12 protein-coding genes are annotated in these 15,163 nt (G+C 68.2%); 9 read left to right on the top strand and 3 right to left on the bottom strand.

From position 1 onward, the window contains the following. Positions 1-39: 39 nt before the first annotated feature. The 3 genes from V3B48_RS15570 to V3B48_RS15560 are packed head-to-tail and all read left to right on the top strand — an operon-like array spanning position 40 to position 5,594. The gene (locus tag V3B48_RS15570; protein WP_121504949.1) at positions 40-1,509 is read left to right on the top strand and encodes a DUF3375 domain-containing protein; all 1,470 of its coding nucleotides are present in this window, start codon (positions 40-42) and stop codon (positions 1,507-1,509) included. Continuing rightward, complete coding sequence (locus tag V3B48_RS15565; RefSeq protein ID WP_005411692.1) at positions 1,496-2,197, top strand: DUF4194 domain-containing protein; 702 nt, start codon at positions 1,496-1,498, stop codon at positions 2,195-2,197. Before V3B48_RS15570 ends, V3B48_RS15565 begins: the two co-directional genes overlap by 14 nt. Positions 2,198-2,213: 16 nt before the next feature. Further along, complete coding sequence (locus tag V3B48_RS15560; RefSeq protein WP_329894041.1) at positions 2,214-5,594, top strand: SbcC/MukB-like Walker B domain-containing protein; 3,381 nt, start codon at positions 2,214-2,216, stop codon at positions 5,592-5,594. Positions 5,595-5,885: 291 nt separating this feature from the next. Here V3B48_RS15560 and V3B48_RS15555 read toward each other — a convergent pair whose 3' ends face one another. Beyond that, entirely contained in the window at positions 5,886-6,665 is a 780-nt protein-coding gene (locus V3B48_RS15555; protein ID WP_032130226.1) for a TSUP family transporter, read from the bottom strand. 102 nt (positions 6,666-6,767) lie between these two features. Between V3B48_RS15555 and V3B48_RS15550 the strand changes: the two genes are divergently transcribed. Continuing rightward, positions 6,768-7,160 carry a YchJ family protein gene (locus tag V3B48_RS15550; protein ID WP_329894040.1) on the top strand — a complete coding sequence of 131 codons (393 nt, stop codon included), beginning with the start codon at positions 6,768-6,770 and terminating at the stop codon, positions 7,158-7,160. Between the two features lie 3 nt (positions 7,161-7,163). Here V3B48_RS15550 and V3B48_RS15545 read toward each other — a convergent pair whose 3' ends face one another. Next, a complete protein-coding gene (locus V3B48_RS15545; RefSeq protein ID WP_329894039.1) occupies positions 7,164-8,444 on the bottom strand; it encodes a GGDEF domain-containing protein in 1,281 nt (426 codons plus the stop codon). Positions 8,445-8,594: 150 nt separating this feature from the next. On the opposite strand from V3B48_RS15545, the gene egtB reads away from it, so the two are divergent. The 5 genes from egtB to V3B48_RS15520 all read left to right on the top strand — a co-directional run bounded on the left by egtB (position 8,595) and on the right by V3B48_RS15520 (position 13,923). Further along, positions 8,595-9,866, top strand: coding sequence for an ergothioneine biosynthesis protein EgtB (egtB, locus tag V3B48_RS15540; RefSeq protein ID WP_329894038.1), 1,272 nt, complete (start codon positions 8,595-8,597; stop codon positions 9,864-9,866). Next, positions 9,863-10,837, top strand: coding sequence for an L-histidine N(alpha)-methyltransferase (egtD, locus tag V3B48_RS15535; RefSeq protein ID WP_032130221.1), 975 nt, complete (start codon positions 9,863-9,865; stop codon positions 10,835-10,837). Before egtB ends, egtD begins: the two co-directional genes overlap by 4 nt. A gap of 84 nt (positions 10,838-10,921) precedes the next feature. Beyond that, positions 10,922-12,190 carry a lytic murein transglycosylase gene (locus V3B48_RS15530; RefSeq protein WP_329894037.1) on the top strand — a complete coding sequence of 423 codons (1,269 nt, stop codon included), beginning with the start codon at positions 10,922-10,924 and terminating at the stop codon, positions 12,188-12,190. Between the two features lie 40 nt (positions 12,191-12,230). Beyond that, positions 12,231-13,097 carry a D-hexose-6-phosphate mutarotase gene (locus V3B48_RS15525; RefSeq protein ID WP_329894036.1) on the top strand — a complete coding sequence of 289 codons (867 nt, stop codon included), beginning with the start codon at positions 12,231-12,233 and terminating at the stop codon, positions 13,095-13,097. Positions 13,098-13,146: 49 nt separating this feature from the next. Next, entirely contained in the window at positions 13,147-13,923 is a 777-nt protein-coding gene (locus tag V3B48_RS15520; protein WP_329894035.1) for a DUF2628 domain-containing protein, read from the top strand. Positions 13,924-13,929: 6 nt separating this feature from the next. Here V3B48_RS15520 and V3B48_RS15515 read toward each other — a convergent pair whose 3' ends face one another. Further along, positions 13,930-15,117 carry a benzoate/H(+) symporter BenE family transporter gene (locus V3B48_RS15515; RefSeq protein ID WP_049421023.1) on the bottom strand — a complete coding sequence of 396 codons (1,188 nt, stop codon included), beginning with the start codon at positions 15,115-15,117 and terminating at the stop codon, positions 13,930-13,932. Between the last annotated feature and the right edge of the window lie 46 nt (positions 15,118-15,163).

The raw sequence follows: 15,163 nt of genomic DNA, 5'->3' as shown, positions 1-15,163 counted from the left end.
CGGCTCGTCCCTGTCAGCCCAACAGACCTCTTTCGCTGCATGAAGCATCGCGAACGCATCTCCCGTTACCGCCATCTGCGCGAACAGCCCCAGTGGAAGCTGCTCGCCGCCGACCACGCTCCGGAAATCATCGGCCTGCTGCAGGGGCTGCTGATGGACGGCGAGCGCACGCTGTCGTCGTCGGTGCTCAACGAGCGCCTGCAACGTGCGCTGGACCAGCTCAACGGCGACGAACTGTCGCGCGACCTGCCGCGTACCGCGCAGGCTTACATCGCGCACTGGCTGGCCCAGGGCTGGTTGGAGCGCCGCCTGCCCGAAGGTGCCGACCAGGAGCAGTACGAGCTGTCGACCGCGGCACTGCAGGCGATCCGCTTCGCCGATGGCCTCGAGCAGGCCCGCGTGGCCGCCACCGAAAGCCGGCTGGCGCTGGTCATCGAACAGCTCTCGCAGCTGGCCGCGCAGACCGAGTCCGATCCGGATGCGCGCCTGTCGGCGCTGCGCGACGAGCGCGACCGCATCGACGCCGAGATCGCCCGCGTCGGCGCTGGCCGCGTGATCGCGCTGGATGGCAAGCGCGCGCTGGAGCGTGCGCGCCAGATCATCGGCCTGGCCGACGAGCTGACCGAGGACTTCCGCCGCGTGCGCGACGACTTCGAGCAGCTCAACCGCGATTTCCGCGAACGCATCATCGACGACGAGGGCGAGCGCGGCGATGTGCTGTCGCAGCTGTTCGAAGGCGTGGATGTGATCGGCGAGAGCGATGCCGGCCGCAGCTTCCAGGCGTTCTGGCGCCTGCTCAACGACGCCGAACAGAGCGCACAGCTTGATGCTGCGCTGGAAGCGGTGCTGGCGCGTGGCTTTGCGCGCCGCCTGGATCGCAACGAGCGCAACTTCCTGCGTGGCTTCACCAGCACCATGCTCGAGCGCGGTGGCCAGGTACACGATGTGCTGCAGAACTTCGCGCGCAGCCTGCGTGGCTTCGTGCAGAGCCGTGGCTACCTGGAACAGCGCCGCCTCAACCAGCTGCTGAAGCAGGCGCAGTCCGAAGCACTGGCCCTGCGCGACGAGTTCCCCGCGCAACGCGGCATCGGCCGTGACCTGCAGCTGACCACCAGCCGCCTGCGCTCCTGGTCGCAGTGGAGGCTGCACGATCCACGCAGTGCCCAGGTCGATGGCAACGTCGAATACAACGACGCGGCCGCGATCAGCCTGGAGAGCGTCGGCGATCTGGTCGCTTCATCCGAAATCGACTTCCGCACCCTGCGCCGCGACCTGCACGACCTGCTCGATGCACAGCCGCGGCTCAGCATCGCCCAGGCCCTGTCGCAGCGCGAGGCGCCGCAGGGTCTTGGCAGCGTCATCGGCTATCTGTCGCTGGGCACGCGCTTCGGCAACGTGGTCGCCGGCGAGCAGGAGCTTGCCGAATGGCGTGGTGGCGACGGCCAGATCCGTCGCGCCCGCATCCCGCTGGTTTGGTTTACCCAGGAGAGACGCCATGAGCTGGCATGAAGATCCCATCGACGCAGCGCAGGCCGACGTGGCGGAAGACGCCTACGAAGCCGAGCCGGTGGCGGCCGTGGCGCAGCCCCGCCGTGGCAACGACGTGTACTACCTCGGCGATACCGGGCGCCTGCCGCTGGATGCGCGCCGCGCGCTGTGCCAGCTGCTGATCGGCCCCAGCATCGACCAGCTGCGCCACGCCAAGCTGTGGCCGGCACTGATCCGCAGCGAGGCGGCCATCCGCTCGTCGCTGGCGGACCTGTTCCTGGAACTGGTGCTCGACCGCGACAGCGGCGTGGCGTTCACCCGCCAGGCCGATACCGAAGACGTCGACGCGCCGGTGCTGCTGCGCACCTCGCCGCTGACCTTCATCGACTCGGTGCTGCTGCTGTACCTGCGCCAGCAGCTGGCCGAGGCCGATGCGCGCGGCAACCGCGCGGTCGTCGCCGATGCCGAGATGGCCGAAGCACTGGCCATCTACGAGAAGAACCTGTCCACCGACCGCGCCGGCTTCAACCGCCGCGTCGCCTCGGCGGTGCAGAAGATGAAGGACAACCACATCCTGACCCGCCTCAGCGGCCAGGAAGACCGCCACGAAGTCTCGCCGGCGCTGAAGCTGCTGTTCTCCGCCGAAGACGTGTCCCAGCTCTCGGCGGTCTACCGCCAGCTGCGTGAAACCCCGGCCGCCGAGGCCTGAGAGACCCGACCATCGCATGGCTATCTCCAAGCACACTCCCGCCCTGTTCAACGAAGGCCTGCCGGACCCGCGCCTGCAGCAGTTCCGCATGCGCCGCCTGCAGGTGCACAACTGGGGCACCTTCAACGGCCTGACCGAAGTGCCGATCGCCGAGCGCGGCTTCCTGTTCGTCGGCCGTTCCGGCTCGGGCAAGTCGACCCTGCTCGATGCCATGTCCGCGCTGCTGACGCCGCCGGCCATCGTCGACTTCAACGCCGCCGCGCGTGAAGCCGAGCGCAGTGGCCGCGACCGCAACCTGGTGTCCTACGTGCGTGGCGCCTGGGCTGACCAGCAGGACAGCGGCACCGGCGAAATCGCCACCCAGTACCTGCGCAAGGGCGCCACCTGGACCGCGCTGGTGCTGGAATACCGCGCCGGCGATGGCCGCGTGGTCAGCCTGGTGCGCCTGCTGTGGATCTCCAGCAACGGCACCTCGGCCGGCGACGTGCGCAAGCACTACATGATTGCCGAGCGCCCGTTCGACATCGCCAAGGATCTTGGCGGCTTCGACCTGGACCTGCGCAAGCTCAAGCAGAAGCTGTCCGACCTGCACCACTTCGACACCTTCTCCGGCTACGCCGAGCGCTTCCGCGACCTGCTCGGTATCGACAACGAAATGGCGCTGCGCCTGCTGCACAAGACGCAGTCGGCGAAGAACCTGGGCGACCTCAACGTCTTCCTGCGCGACTTCATGCTCGACACGCCGAAGACCTTCGACGCCGCCGAGCGCCTGGTCAGCGACTTCGCCGAGCTCGATGGCGCGCACCAGGCCGTGGTCACCGCGCGCCGCCAGGTGGAAACCCTGCTGCCGGCACGCGCCTACTACAACGACCTGAAGGAAATGCACCGCCAGCGCGGCGACGACGAAGCGCTGAAGCTCGGCGTCGACAGCTTCCGCGAAAGCCGCCGCCAGGCGCTGATCGAAGCGCGCCTGCGCGAGATGGACGTGCGTGACCGTGGCCTGCTCGGCGAAGAGGCCCAGCGCCGCGCCGCGCTCGACAACCACACCGAGCGCCTGGCTGAACTGGAACTGCAGCGCCGCCAGCAGGGCGGTGAGCGTATCGAGGAACTGGAGCGCGAGCAGGGCCGCGCCGAAGCCGAGCGCGACCGCCGCAAGGCCAAGCGTGACCAGGCCCAGGAGGCGGCACAGCAGCTGCAGGCCGAACTGCCCGACGATGCACATGGTTTCGCCGAGCTGGTCGAGCGCGCACAGAACGAACTGCAGGACCGCCAGCGTGCCTCGGCGGCACTGGACGATGCGATCAGCGATCGCCTCGGCGGCAAGCGCGATGACGAGCGCCGCTTCGGTGAAGTGCGCGTCGAACTCGAAGCGATGCAGCGCACGCCGTCCAACATTCCGGCGCCGATGCAGAAGCTGCGCGCACGCCTGGCCGAGGAAACCGGCATTGCCGAAGCGGCGCTGCCGTTCGTCGGCGAACTGATCCAGGTCCGCTCGGAAGAGCAGGGCTGGCAGGGTGCCATCGAGCGCGTGCTGGGTGGCTTCGCGCTGTCGCTGCTGGTCGACGACAAGCATTACAACGACGTCGCCGAGTGGGTGAACCGTACCCACCTGGGCATGCGCTTCACCTACTACCGCGTGCGCCGCAACGATGATGCGTTCGCCCGTGAGCCGTCGGCGAAGTCGCTGCTGCACAAGCTGGAGCTGCGCGAGCATGTGTTCGAAAGCTGGCTGCGGCGCGAGCTCGGCAAGCGCTTCGACTACGAGTGCGTGGATGCCAAACAGCTGCGCAACGTCGACCGCGGCATCACCCGCGAAGGCCAGGTCAAGCATCCGGGCGACCGTTTCGAGAAGGACGACCGCAGTGCGGTGGGCGACCGCCGCCGCTGGATCCTCGGCTTCAACAACCACGACAAGGTGGGCGCCTTCGAGCGCGAGGCGCAGGAACTGGCCAAGCGCATCGCCAGCTGCGAGACCGACATCGCACGCCTGCGCGGCCAGCGCGACCGCGACAACGAACGCCGCCTGGCCTGCCACGAGCTGGTCAGCATCAGCTGGAACGAGATCGACATCGCTGCCCCGCAGCAGCGCCTGAGCGATATCGAAGCCACCCTGCGGGACCTGCGCGAAGGCAATGCCGACCTCGCCAAGCTGGCCAAGCAGATCGACGCCGTGCGCGCCGACATCGAACAATCCCGCCGCACCTATGAGGACGTCCGCGTCGAGCGCGGCCAGCTGGTCAAGGAGCGCGATCGCCTCGACCGCGCCCGCCAGCAGAGCCGTGCGCTGGTGCTGCCGAGCCTGGCCCAGGAGCAGGAAGCCGGCCTCGCCGAGCGCCTGCAGGAGCAGGGCCCGCTCAGCCTCGAAACGCTGGAAGCGCACATGCGCCAGGTCAGCAACGCGCTGAACGAGCAGCTGTCGTCCTCGCAGCAGGACCTCAACCGCATCGAGAACCAGCTGATCGGCTGCTTCCGTCGCTTCATCCAGCAGTGGCCGGAGGAATCGGGCGACTTCACCGTCTCGGTGGCCTCGGCCGAGGACTTCCTCGCCCGCCTCGAACGCCTGGAGCGCGATGGCCTGCCGCAGCACGAAGAGCGCTTCTTCGACCTGCTGCAGAACCAGAGCAAGAACAACCTGCTGGCCCTGCAGCGCCACAGCGCCGAGGCCCGCAAGTCGATCGGCCAGCGCCTGGACGAGGTGAACGCCAGTCTGGAACAGGTGCCGTTCAACCGTGGCACGCTGCTGACCATTGAACTGAGCGACCGCCGCCTGCCCGAAGTCGGCGAGTTCCACCTGCAGCTGCGCGAGGTGCTGTCGCAGCAGCAGACCGAGCAGCGCGAGCTGGCCGAATCGCAGTTCACCGTGCTGCGCCAGCTGGTCAACCGCCTGGGTTCACAGGAAGGCGAAGACAAGCGCTGGCGCGAACTGGTGCTGGACGTGCGCATGCACGTGGAGTTCATCGGCGTCGAGCTGGATGCGGAAACGCGCCAGCAGGTCGAGATCTACCGCAGCGGTGCCGGCAAGTCCGGCGGCCAGCGCCAGAAGCTGGCTACCACCTGCCTGGCGGCAGCGCTGCGCTACCAGCTCGGCGGCGCTGACAGCCAGCTGCCCAGCTACGCCGCGGTCGTGCTTGACGAAGCCTTCGACAAGGCCGACAACGAGTTCACCGCGCTGGCGATGAACATCTTCGACAACTTCGGCTTCCAGATGGTGGTCGCCACCCCGCTGAAGTCGGTGATGACGCTGGAGCCGTTCATCGGTGGCGCCTGCTTCGTCGAAATCAGCGGCCGCCACGACTCCGGCGTGCTGCTGATCGAGTACGACGAAGAAGGCAAGCGCCTGAAGCTGCCCGAGCGCAGCCGCCAGCAGGCCAACGAACCGGAAGAAGCCGAGGCCTGACCGCCTCGGTCCAGCGACCTGTAGAGCCGAGCCATGCTCGGCTGCTCTTCGCGCTCGGAAACCGTGTGCCAACCAAGGTTGGCACCTACCGGAAGTCGCTCTGCTCTTGCCCTTGCTCCCAGCTTCCGCGCTCGCGCAGAGGCCGGGTAGCGGTTGGGTGAGGGGGCATGGCAGGACCGCGAGCGCCATGGATGGCGCTCACGAGCCCCCATGGACGGGTTCACGGCGTGTCCTGCCATGCCCCCTCATCCGATCGCCCACATGGGAGTCAGGCGCCAGCGACGCGGTGGATCACGCTCCGCGCAACGTATCCCACGCCATCCGCGCGATCAGCACCACCACCAGCCCCACGAACAGCTTGCGGATGAACGGCGTACCGCCCTTCAGCGCCAGCCGCGTGCCCACCACCGAACCGATGATGTTGGCCGCCGCCATCGGCAGCGCGAACAGCCACAGGATGTTGCCGGTCGGCACGAAGAACGAGATCGCTGCAACATTCGTCGCCAGGTTCACCACCTTCGACGCCGCCGAGGCGCGCAGGAAATCCAGGCCGAAGAAGCGCACGAACAGGAAGATCAGGAAGCTGCCGGTGCCCGGCCCGAAGAAGCCATCGTAGAAGCCGATCGCTGCACCGATCGCCAGCGCGATCACCAGCTCGCGGCGGCCGATCTCCTGCGGCCGGTGCAGCGCGCCGAAGTCCTTTTTCCACAACGTGTAGGCCAGCATCGCGATCAGCAGCACCAGCACCAGTGGGCGCACCGCGTCCTTGGGCAGCAGGCTCACCGCAGTGGCCCCGGCGAAGGAGAAGATGAAGGCGGTGCCGGCCGCGAACAGCACCGGCTTCCACGGGAAGCGCACGTTGCGCGCATAGCGCCAGGCAGCCGCACCGGTGCCGAACATCGAACTGAACTTGTTGGTACCGAACAGCATCGCCGGCGTCTGCTGCGGCAGCACCGTGAACAGGCCGGGCAGCTGCACCAGGCCACCGCCACCCACGGCGGCATCCACAAGACCGGCGATGAAGGCGATCACCACCAGCCACCACAACTCAGGGGGAACCAGTTCCAGCACGGCGATCAATCAAGGTGGGGGCGCGACAGCATACGCCTGTCCTGCTTCAGCTGGCCCGTGCCGCGCGTGGATCAATCCCTGCAACCCGGCGACAATGCCGGCATGAGCCGAAAACCCGCCGATCCCTGTCCCTGTGGCCTTTCTGCCGACTATGCCGCCTGCTGCGGCCGTTTCCACGCCGGTGAAGCCGCGCCCGATGCCGAACGCCTGATGCGTTCGCGCTACAGCGCCTACGTGCGCGGTCTGGCCGACTACCTGCGCCAGAGCTGGCATCCGGACACGCGTCCGGCCGAACTGTCACTGGATGAAGCACCCGGCCAGCGTACCCATTGGCTGGGCCTGACCGTACACGAGCACACCGTCACCGGGGCTGACAGCGCCGATGTCCGCTTCACCGCGCGCTATCGCGTCGGCGGCGGCAGTGCGGTCAAGATGACCGAACACAGCCGCTTCCAGCGCATCGACGGCCGCTGGTACTACCTCGACGCGGTCTGAGCCTCAGCCGCCACGCACGGCCAGCACGCGCTGGCCGCCGTGCGCGCGCACCTGGTTGCGGCCGCCGTCCTTGGCCACATACAGGGCCTGGTCGGCGGCCTTGACCACTGCCATCGGGCGCGGATCCACATGGCTGTCGGCCAGGCCGATGCTCACCGTCACCTGTGCCACCTGGCCGCTGCCACCGCGTCCGCGCTGCTGGCGGCCGGCTTCGTCATCACGGCTGCGGGTGCTGCGGTCGCGCAGCTGCATGCGGGTCTCCTCGATGCTCTGCCGCAGCGCCTCCACGGCATCCATGCAGGCCGCCGCCGAGCGGTCCAGGAACACCACCGCGAATTCCTCACCGCCATAGCGGAACGCACGGCCACCGTCGCCCACCCGCGCCAGCCGCGAGGCCACCAGGCGCAGTACATCGTCTCCGGTGTCGTGGCCATGGGTGTCGTTGAATGACTTGAAGTGGTCCACGTCCACCATCGCGATGCTGTAGGTGCCGCGTGCCCGCTGCAGGGTCTCGTTGAATGCCCGTCGCCCCGGCAGGCCGGTCAACTCATCGCGGAAGGCCATGTGGAAGGACTCCTGCAGCATCGCGCCCAGCATCAGCAGCAGGGCGGCGCTGCTCAGCGCCGGCAGCAGTACCGGGTGCAGGAAGATCCGCGGCAGCATCCACCACAGGCACAGCAGGGCCAGCAGCATCGCCGTGTGCAGTGGCCGAGGATGCCGCCACGCCTGCCAGCCCAACGCTGCGGTCGCCAGCAGGAACAGCAGCGCCGGCAGCTGCGCCAGCGCGTTCCAGTCGGCGGGAATCCAGGCCCAGTGACGGTTCGACAGCAGATCGTGCATGCCGCGCGGCTGCTGTGTGGCTAGCAGCAGGAAGATCATCACCGCGGTGCCGATGGCAATACCGCGCAGCAGCAGGTCCTGGCGCCGCCGTCCGCGCTCCGGCCACAACGCAAGGCCGGCAGACAACAGCGGCAACCAGGCCGAGATGGCGTGGAAGCGCAGCGGTGTCAGCGTGGTGACATGGCCATTGCGCAGGTAGCCAGCGACGTCCTGGTGCAGCAGCGCGAACATCACCGCCACAACCATCAGCAGGCACAACGTGCGCACCTGGTGGTAGAGCAGGGCCAGGCCGGCACCGAGGCAGGCCAGCAGCCAGGGCAGGATGCGCTGCGCCGGGCTGGCCACGTCTGCGGTATCCAATGCGGTCCACACCACCACGGCAACCAGCACGGCAGGCAGCACGAACAGGTAATGCGCAGGCTGGCGGAGCGGATGCAGGGGCAAGCAGGAATTCCAGCGCGGTGACGACGCGGCCGCAGCATTGCCGTTAGCGGCGTTCGTGGTGGCTTCTTGAATGCGGCAGGCTCATCCATGTGAACGAAGTGACGCCGAACCATGACATCGCACTCACCGTCCAGCGCCGATGCTGCCCACATGGACAGCGTACCCGCCGCCGTCGCTGCCCCGCAGCACGATCTCGCCCGCCAGTTCGCCCATGTACGGACGCGCAGCCTGCAGCTGGCCGCGCCGCTCAGCGCCGAGGACGCCATGCTGCAGAGCATGGCTGACGCCAGCCCGAGCAAATGGCACCTGGCCCACACCACCTGGTTCTTCGAACGCTTCGTGCTGGCGGGCTTCGGCACCGCGCCAGCGCATGACCCGGCCTGGGACTACCTGTTCAACAGCTACTACAAGAGCATCGGCCCGGCGCATGCGCGGCCACAGCGCGGGTTGCTGTCGCGCCCGTCGCTGCAGCAGGTGCGCGACTACCGCCAGCAGGTCGATGCGCAGGTGCAATCGCGGTTGGCGGCGGGCGATCTCGATGAACAGGCACTGCAACATCTGCAGCTGGGCCTGCAGCACGAGCAGCAGCACCAGGAACTGCTGCTCACCGACATCAAGCATGCGTTCTGGTGCAACCCATTGCAGCCCGCCTACCGCGAGGACCTGCAGCCTGCCACCAGCGCTGCCAGTGCGCAGGGCTGGATCGAATCACCCGAGCGCATCGTCACCGTCGGCGCCGCGGCATGGCCGCAGCAGGCTGCGTTCGCCTACGACAACGAATCGCCAGCGCACCGCGTGCTGCTCCCCGCGCACGCATTGGCCGAGCGTCCCGTCAGCAATGCCGAGTACCGGGCCTTCATCGACGCCGGCGGCTACCGCGAACCGCGCTGGTGGCTCAGCGAAGGCTGGGCGCTGCGCGAAGCCGAGGGCTGGCAGCACCCGCTGTACTGGGATGACGCCCTGCAGCGCGAGTACACCCTGGGCGGTTGGCGCGAACTGGATCCGCACGCGCCGGTCTGCCACCTCAGCTACTACGAGGCCGATGCCTGCGCCCGCTGGTCCGGCGCGCGCCTGCCCAGCGAGTACGAATGGGAAGCCGCCGCTGCGTTGCAGCCGCTGCGCGGCCATTTCGCTGACGACGACCGGCTGCACCCGCAGGCAGCGCAGGGCAGTGGAATACGGCAGCTGTTCGGCGATGTCTGGGAGTGGACCCACAGCGCGTATGGCGCCTATCCGGGCTTCCGTCCCTTCGCCGGCAACCTCGGTGAGTACAACGGCAAGTTCATGTGCGGGCAGTGGGTGCTGCGTGGCGGCAGCTGCGCGACACCCCGCGGCCATGTGCGTGCCAGCTACCGCAACTTCTTCATGCCGCCGGCGCGCTGGCAGTTCTCCGGGCTGCGCCTGGCCAGGGACCTCACATGAGCACCGTGCATGACGCGCTGCAGGCATTGACCGATCTCACCCCCGGGCGGCAGCAGATCCTCTCCGACGTAGTGGCCGGACTCTCACGTACGCCGCGCCAGCTGCCGTCCAAGTACTTCTACGATGCGCGTGGCTCGCGACTGTTCGAGCAGATCACGCAGACCCCCGAGTACTACCCCACGCGCACCGAGCTGGCCCTGCTGAAGCGTGTGCTGCCGGACATCGCCCGCAGCGTTGGCCCGCGTCTGCACGTGGTGGAGCTGGGCAGCGGCAGCGGACGCAAGACCGCGCTGCTGCTGGCCGCACTTCACGACCCGGTGGCCTATACGCCGATTGAAATCTCGCGGGCCGCGCTGCTGTCCAGCATCGATCATCTGGCGCCGGCGTTGCCGGAGGTGGAGATGCTGCCGGTCTGTGCCGACTTCACCCGCCCCGTCGCCGTTCCCATGCCCGAGCGCGAACCCGCGCGACGGCTGCTGTTCTTCCCCGGTTCCACGCTGGGCAACTTTGAAGGCGAAGACGCGGTCGCACTGCTGCGGGCGATGCGCCAGACGATGGGCCGCGACGGCCTGGCCCTGGTCGGCATCGATCTGCACAAGGACCCGGCGCTGATCGAAGCGGCCTACAACGACGCGCAGGGCGTCACCGCCGCGTTCACTCTCAACCTGCTGGCCCGGCTCAATCGCGAGATCGGCAGCGACTTCGACCTCGACGGCTTCCACCACCGTGCCTGCTACAGCACCGCGCGGCTGCGCATCGAAACCGATCTGGTCAGCCGCTGGGCGCAGGATGTGCATCTGGACGGCCGCACCTTCCACTTCGCCGCCGACGAACCGATCCGTGTGGAGTACAGCCACAAGTACACCGACGACAGCTTCGAGGCGCTGCTGCAGCAGGCGGGCCTGCAGGCCACGCAGCGCTGGAATGCCGACAGTCCCGCCTACGGCCTGCGCCTGCTGCGTGCCATCTAGGGCGGCCGGCCAGCCGGTACCCCTTCAGGTTCTGCAGCACCGCTACCCCTAAGATGGCCGTGCAACGGCAACACGGAGGACGCCATGCCCATTCTGACCACCCTCGGCCTGGCGGCCGCTCTCGCCTCGCCCCCCGCGCTGCCTGCAGCACCGGATGCCAGTGTCGATCCGGCCTTCAGCCGCTGCCTTTCGGGCCTGCAGGCCACGGCCGCCAGCCAGGGCATCAGCGCCGAGCGCTTCAACGAAATCACCGCCGGCCTCACCCCGGACCCCAGTGTGCTCGGCCTGCTCGACGCGCAGCCGGAATTCACCACGCCGATCTGGGACTACCTGGCCGCGCTGGTCGATCGCCAGCGCGTGGCTGATGGTCGCGCCATGCTGGAGCAGCATCGCGACCTGCTCGATCGAGTGTCGGTGCAGTACGGCGTCGATCCGGCCACCATCGTCGCGGTCTGGGGCGTGGAGAGCGACTACGGCCGCGTGTTCGGCAAGCGCCCCCTGCTGCAGTCACTGGCCACGCTGTCCTGCGCCGGCCGTCGCCAACCCTTCTTCCGCGGTGAATTGCTGGCACTGCTCAAGCTGATCGATCGCGGCGACCTGCAGGCACAGGGCCTCACCGGTTCCTGGGCCGGTGCCTTCGGGCATACGCAGTTCATGCCCAGCACCTACGCACGCATCGCCGTGGACGGTGATGGCGATGGCCGCCGCGATCTGGTCGGCAGCATTCCCGATGCGCTGGCCTCCACTGCCAACTACCTCAAGCGCGCCGGCTGGCGCAGTGGCGAGCCGTGGGGCATGGAAGTCCGCATCCCGCCGGGCTTCAATGCCAGCCAAGCGGGACGTACCCAGCGTCGCGCCCTGGCCGACTGGCGTGCGCAGGGCCTGACCGCGCTGGATGGCAGTGCGCTGGCTCCGGCCAACCTGCCGGCGGATGCGCGCGCCGCCCTGCTGCTGCCGGCCGGCAACAAGGGCCCGGCGTTGCTGGTGTTCCGCAACTACGACGCGATCTACAGCTACAACGCCGCCGAAAGCTATGCGCTGGCGATCGCCACGCTGGCTGACCAGCTGCGTGGCGGCAACGGGCTGGCCACCGCTTGGCCGACCGATGATCCCGGCATCGGCCGCGATGAACGCCGTCAGCTGCAGACCCTGCTGCTGGCGCGTGGCCACGACATCGGTACCGCCGACGGCATGATCGGTACCGCCACCCGTCGCGCGATCCAGTCCGAGCAGCAGCGCCTGGGCTGGGCCAACGCCGATGGGCGTGCCGGCCAACGGATCCTGCGCGCGCTGCAGGAAGAGGCGGCCGCCATCGCACCCGCTGCGCAGAAGGCCTTGCCCCAGGCACGCTGACCGCGACATCATCGCCGCGGTCTTCAAGGAGCGTCATCGCATGCAGTCGGATCCGGACATCAGCAGCGGCCTGTATCACGGGCTGGAGGCCTGGCACGTGCGCACCCCCAGCGCGACGGCGGTCATCAGCGTGTTCGGCGGACAGCTGCTGTCGTTCATTCCCGATGGGCAGCCCGATGTACTGTGGCTTTCGCCCACGCGCGCCGAGCTGCCCACGCCCATCCGCGGTGGCGTCCCGGTGTGCTGGCCGTGGTTCGGCCGCCAGGGCCAGAACAATGATGTGCCCGCGCATGGCCTGGTGCGCACCGCGCGTTGGGAGCTTCTGCAGGCCAGCCAGAGCGATGACGGTGAGGTCGAGCTGCAGTTGGCACCTGCACCCTGCGCCGATCCCGGCCTGCGCCTGCAGATGCAGTTGCGCATCGGCCGCCAGCTGCGTCAGCAGCTCGTCACCGAAAACACCGGAACCTCGCCGGTGACCTTCACCCAGGCCCTGCACAGCTATTTCCGGGTGGGCGATGCCAACCAGGTCGAGGTCGAGGGCCTTGACGGCCTGCAGTACCTGGACAAGTACGAGGACTATGCGCAGCTGCGCCTGCAACGGGGACCGTGGTCATTGCGCGATCCGCGTGACCCCGGTCGCAGCGATCGCATCTATACCGGTGCCGGCGGCCATTACGTGCTGCGTGATCCCGTACTGCAGCGGCGGATCGAGATCCGCAGCGAAGGCAGCCAGACGCTGGTGGCCTGGAATCCCGGTGCGGAGGCGGCAGCGAAAATGGCCGATGTCGGCGATGGCTGGCACGATTACGTTTGCCTGGAAGTGGCCAACGCAGGCCCGGAGCAGATTACGCTTGCGCCGGGTGAGCGCCATCAACTGGTGCAGACCCTGGCCAGTACCGCGCTGTAGGCGCTGGCAGCGGTTTCAGTTTGTCGATGCAGTAGCAAGGACGGAAAACATGCAGGAAGCACAATGGTGGTACGCCAATGGCAGGCAGAGCAGTGGGCCGGTGGATCTGGCCGATCTTCGCCAGCTGCAGCGGGAAGGGACGGTCACGGCGCGAACGCTGCTCTGGTGCGAGGGCATGCCCTCGTGGCGGCCGTTGGCGGAGCTGGATCAGGCCTCAACGCAGGTCGAGGTGGCTCCGGTCCTGGATATCGACGCAGCGCCTGCGGCTGAGGGCATTGCGCCGAGCGTCGGCGATCCGTCCGACCCCTATCGTGCGCCGGTCGCTGCACCGGATGTGGCTGCGGCTGCCGGGCTGGAGGGCGAGATGGCCTTGTACGCCAGCGTGGTCGGTGGCAACTTCCCGATCTATCGCCAGCGCTGGCGGCTGGATCAGGGCGGCATCGCCACGGGCAGTGGCACCTGGCACTGGCCGGCATTCCTGCTCGGCCTGATCTGGATGATGTACCGCAAGATGTACCGCCTGGCGGCGATGTGGGCTGGCCTGCTGCTGCTGATCAGTGTGGTGGAGACCTTGCTGGATGTGCCGGATGGCCTGTCACTGGTCATCACCTTCGCGCTCAGCATCACCACCGGCATCTTTGGCAACAGCTGGTACCTGGCACACTGCCAGCGCCTGATCGCCCAGGCCCGTGCCGTCACCGGCGGCGATGACGCACGGCTGCGCAGCGAGCTGACCGCGCGCGGCGGCACCAGCGCGGTCGCCACACTGATCGCCATCGTCATCGCGGTGGTGCTGAGCACCGTCGGCGCCGCATTGGCGGGATAGGGCAGGTCAGCGTCCCTGGCGGGGCCGCAGTACTACCAGGCACAGCGCACCGGCCACCAGGCCCCAGAACGCCGAGCCGATGCCGGCCAGCGAGACGCCCGAGGCGGTCACCAGGAAGGTGACCAGTGCCGCCTCGCGGTCCCGCTCTACTGCCAGCGCACTGGCCAGGCTGTTGGCGATGGTGCCGAACAGCGCGATACCGGCCACGCAGGCCACCAGCTCTTTCGGGAACGCCGCGAACAGTGCGGCCACGGTGGCGCCGAACAGCCCGACGACAATGTAGAAGGCGCCGGCCGCCATCGCGGCGGTATAGCGTCGTGCCGGGTCCTCATGCGCATCCCGGCCCATGCAGATCGCTGCGGTGATTGCCGCCAGGTTCAGTGCGTATGCACCGAACGGTGCCAGCAGCGTATTGACCACACCGATCCAGCCGATCAGTGGCGACACCGGGGCGTCGTAGCCGGATGCGCGCATCACCGCCACGCCCGGAATGTTCTGCGAGGCCATGGTGACCACGAACAGGGGCAGGGCGATGCCAGCCACTGCAGTCCAGGACAGGGATGGGGTCACCCATTGCGGTACCGCCAGTTGCAGCTGCACCTGCTGTGCGTGCAGCAGGCCACGGCTGGCCGCCACCGCGATGCCGACCAGCAGGGTGGCGATGACCGCATAGCGCGGGAACAGGCGGCGTCCGCCCAGCCAGGTGGCGAACATGGCCAGCGCCAGTACCAGTTGGGTGTTCATGGCCACGAACACGTCCAGGCCGAAGCGCAGCAGCACCCCGGCCAGCATGCCGGCGGCCAGCGCCATCGGCACCCGCTGCATCAACCGGGCGAAGATGCCGGAGAAGCCTGCCAGCATGCCAAGCACCGCAGCGAGCAGGAATGCACCGGTGGCTTCAGCGAGCGAGGCACCGCCTGCACCGACCACCAGCATCGCCGCGCCCGGGGTTGACCACGCGGTCACCACCGGCACGCGATAGCGCAGCGACAGCCCGATGCAGGTGACACCCATGCCCAGTCCCAGTGCCCACATCCATGAGGCGATCTGTGCCTGGTTGGCACCGACGGCTTGTGCAGCCTGGAACACGATGACGGCCGAACTGGCGAAGCCGACCAGCACAGTAATGAAGCCGGCAACGAGGGCCGGTACTGAAAGGTCGCGCCACCACGCTTGCCGCACCTGCATGTTCATTGCCGTCTCTCCACTGTGCATCCGTGCATTGATAGCCCTTGTGGCG

It is taken from the genome of Stenotrophomonas sp. SMYL20 (assembly GCF_036320045.1).
GTDB classification, from domain to species: Bacteria; Pseudomonadota; Gammaproteobacteria; order Xanthomonadales; family Xanthomonadaceae; genus Stenotrophomonas; species Stenotrophomonas maltophilia_A.
Note: the sequence above shows the minus strand (reverse complement) of the source record. Positions and strands in the feature narration are given on the sequence as shown.

Excerpts from the sequence above, each read along its gene's own strand:
- V3B48_RS15570 (WP_121504949.1), top strand. The coding sequence starts at position 40 with ATGAAGCATCGCGAACGCATCTCCCGTTACCGCCATCTGCGCGAACAG.
- V3B48_RS15565 (WP_005411692.1), top strand. The coding sequence starts at position 1,496 with ATGAGCTGGCATGAAGATCCCATCGACGCAGCGCAGGCCGACGTGGCG.
- V3B48_RS15560 (WP_329894041.1), top strand. The coding sequence starts at position 2,214 with ATGGCTATCTCCAAGCACACTCCCGCCCTGTTCAACGAAGGCCTGCCG.
- V3B48_RS15550 (WP_329894040.1), top strand. The coding sequence starts at position 6,768 with ATGAGCCGAAAACCCGCCGATCCCTGTCCCTGTGGCCTTTCTGCCGAC.
- egtB (WP_329894038.1), top strand. The coding sequence starts at position 8,595 with ATGGACAGCGTACCCGCCGCCGTCGCTGCCCCGCAGCACGATCTCGCC.
- egtD (WP_032130221.1), top strand. The coding sequence starts at position 9,863 with ATGAGCACCGTGCATGACGCGCTGCAGGCATTGACCGATCTCACCCCC.
- V3B48_RS15530 (WP_329894037.1), top strand. The coding sequence starts at position 10,922 with ATGCCCATTCTGACCACCCTCGGCCTGGCGGCCGCTCTCGCCTCGCCC.
- V3B48_RS15525 (WP_329894036.1), top strand. The coding sequence starts at position 12,231 with ATGCAGTCGGATCCGGACATCAGCAGCGGCCTGTATCACGGGCTGGAG.
- V3B48_RS15520 (WP_329894035.1), top strand. The coding sequence starts at position 13,147 with ATGCAGGAAGCACAATGGTGGTACGCCAATGGCAGGCAGAGCAGTGGG.
- V3B48_RS15515 (WP_049421023.1), bottom strand. The coding sequence starts at position 15,117 with ATGAACATGCAGGTGCGGCAAGCGTGGTGGCGCGACCTTTCAGTACCG.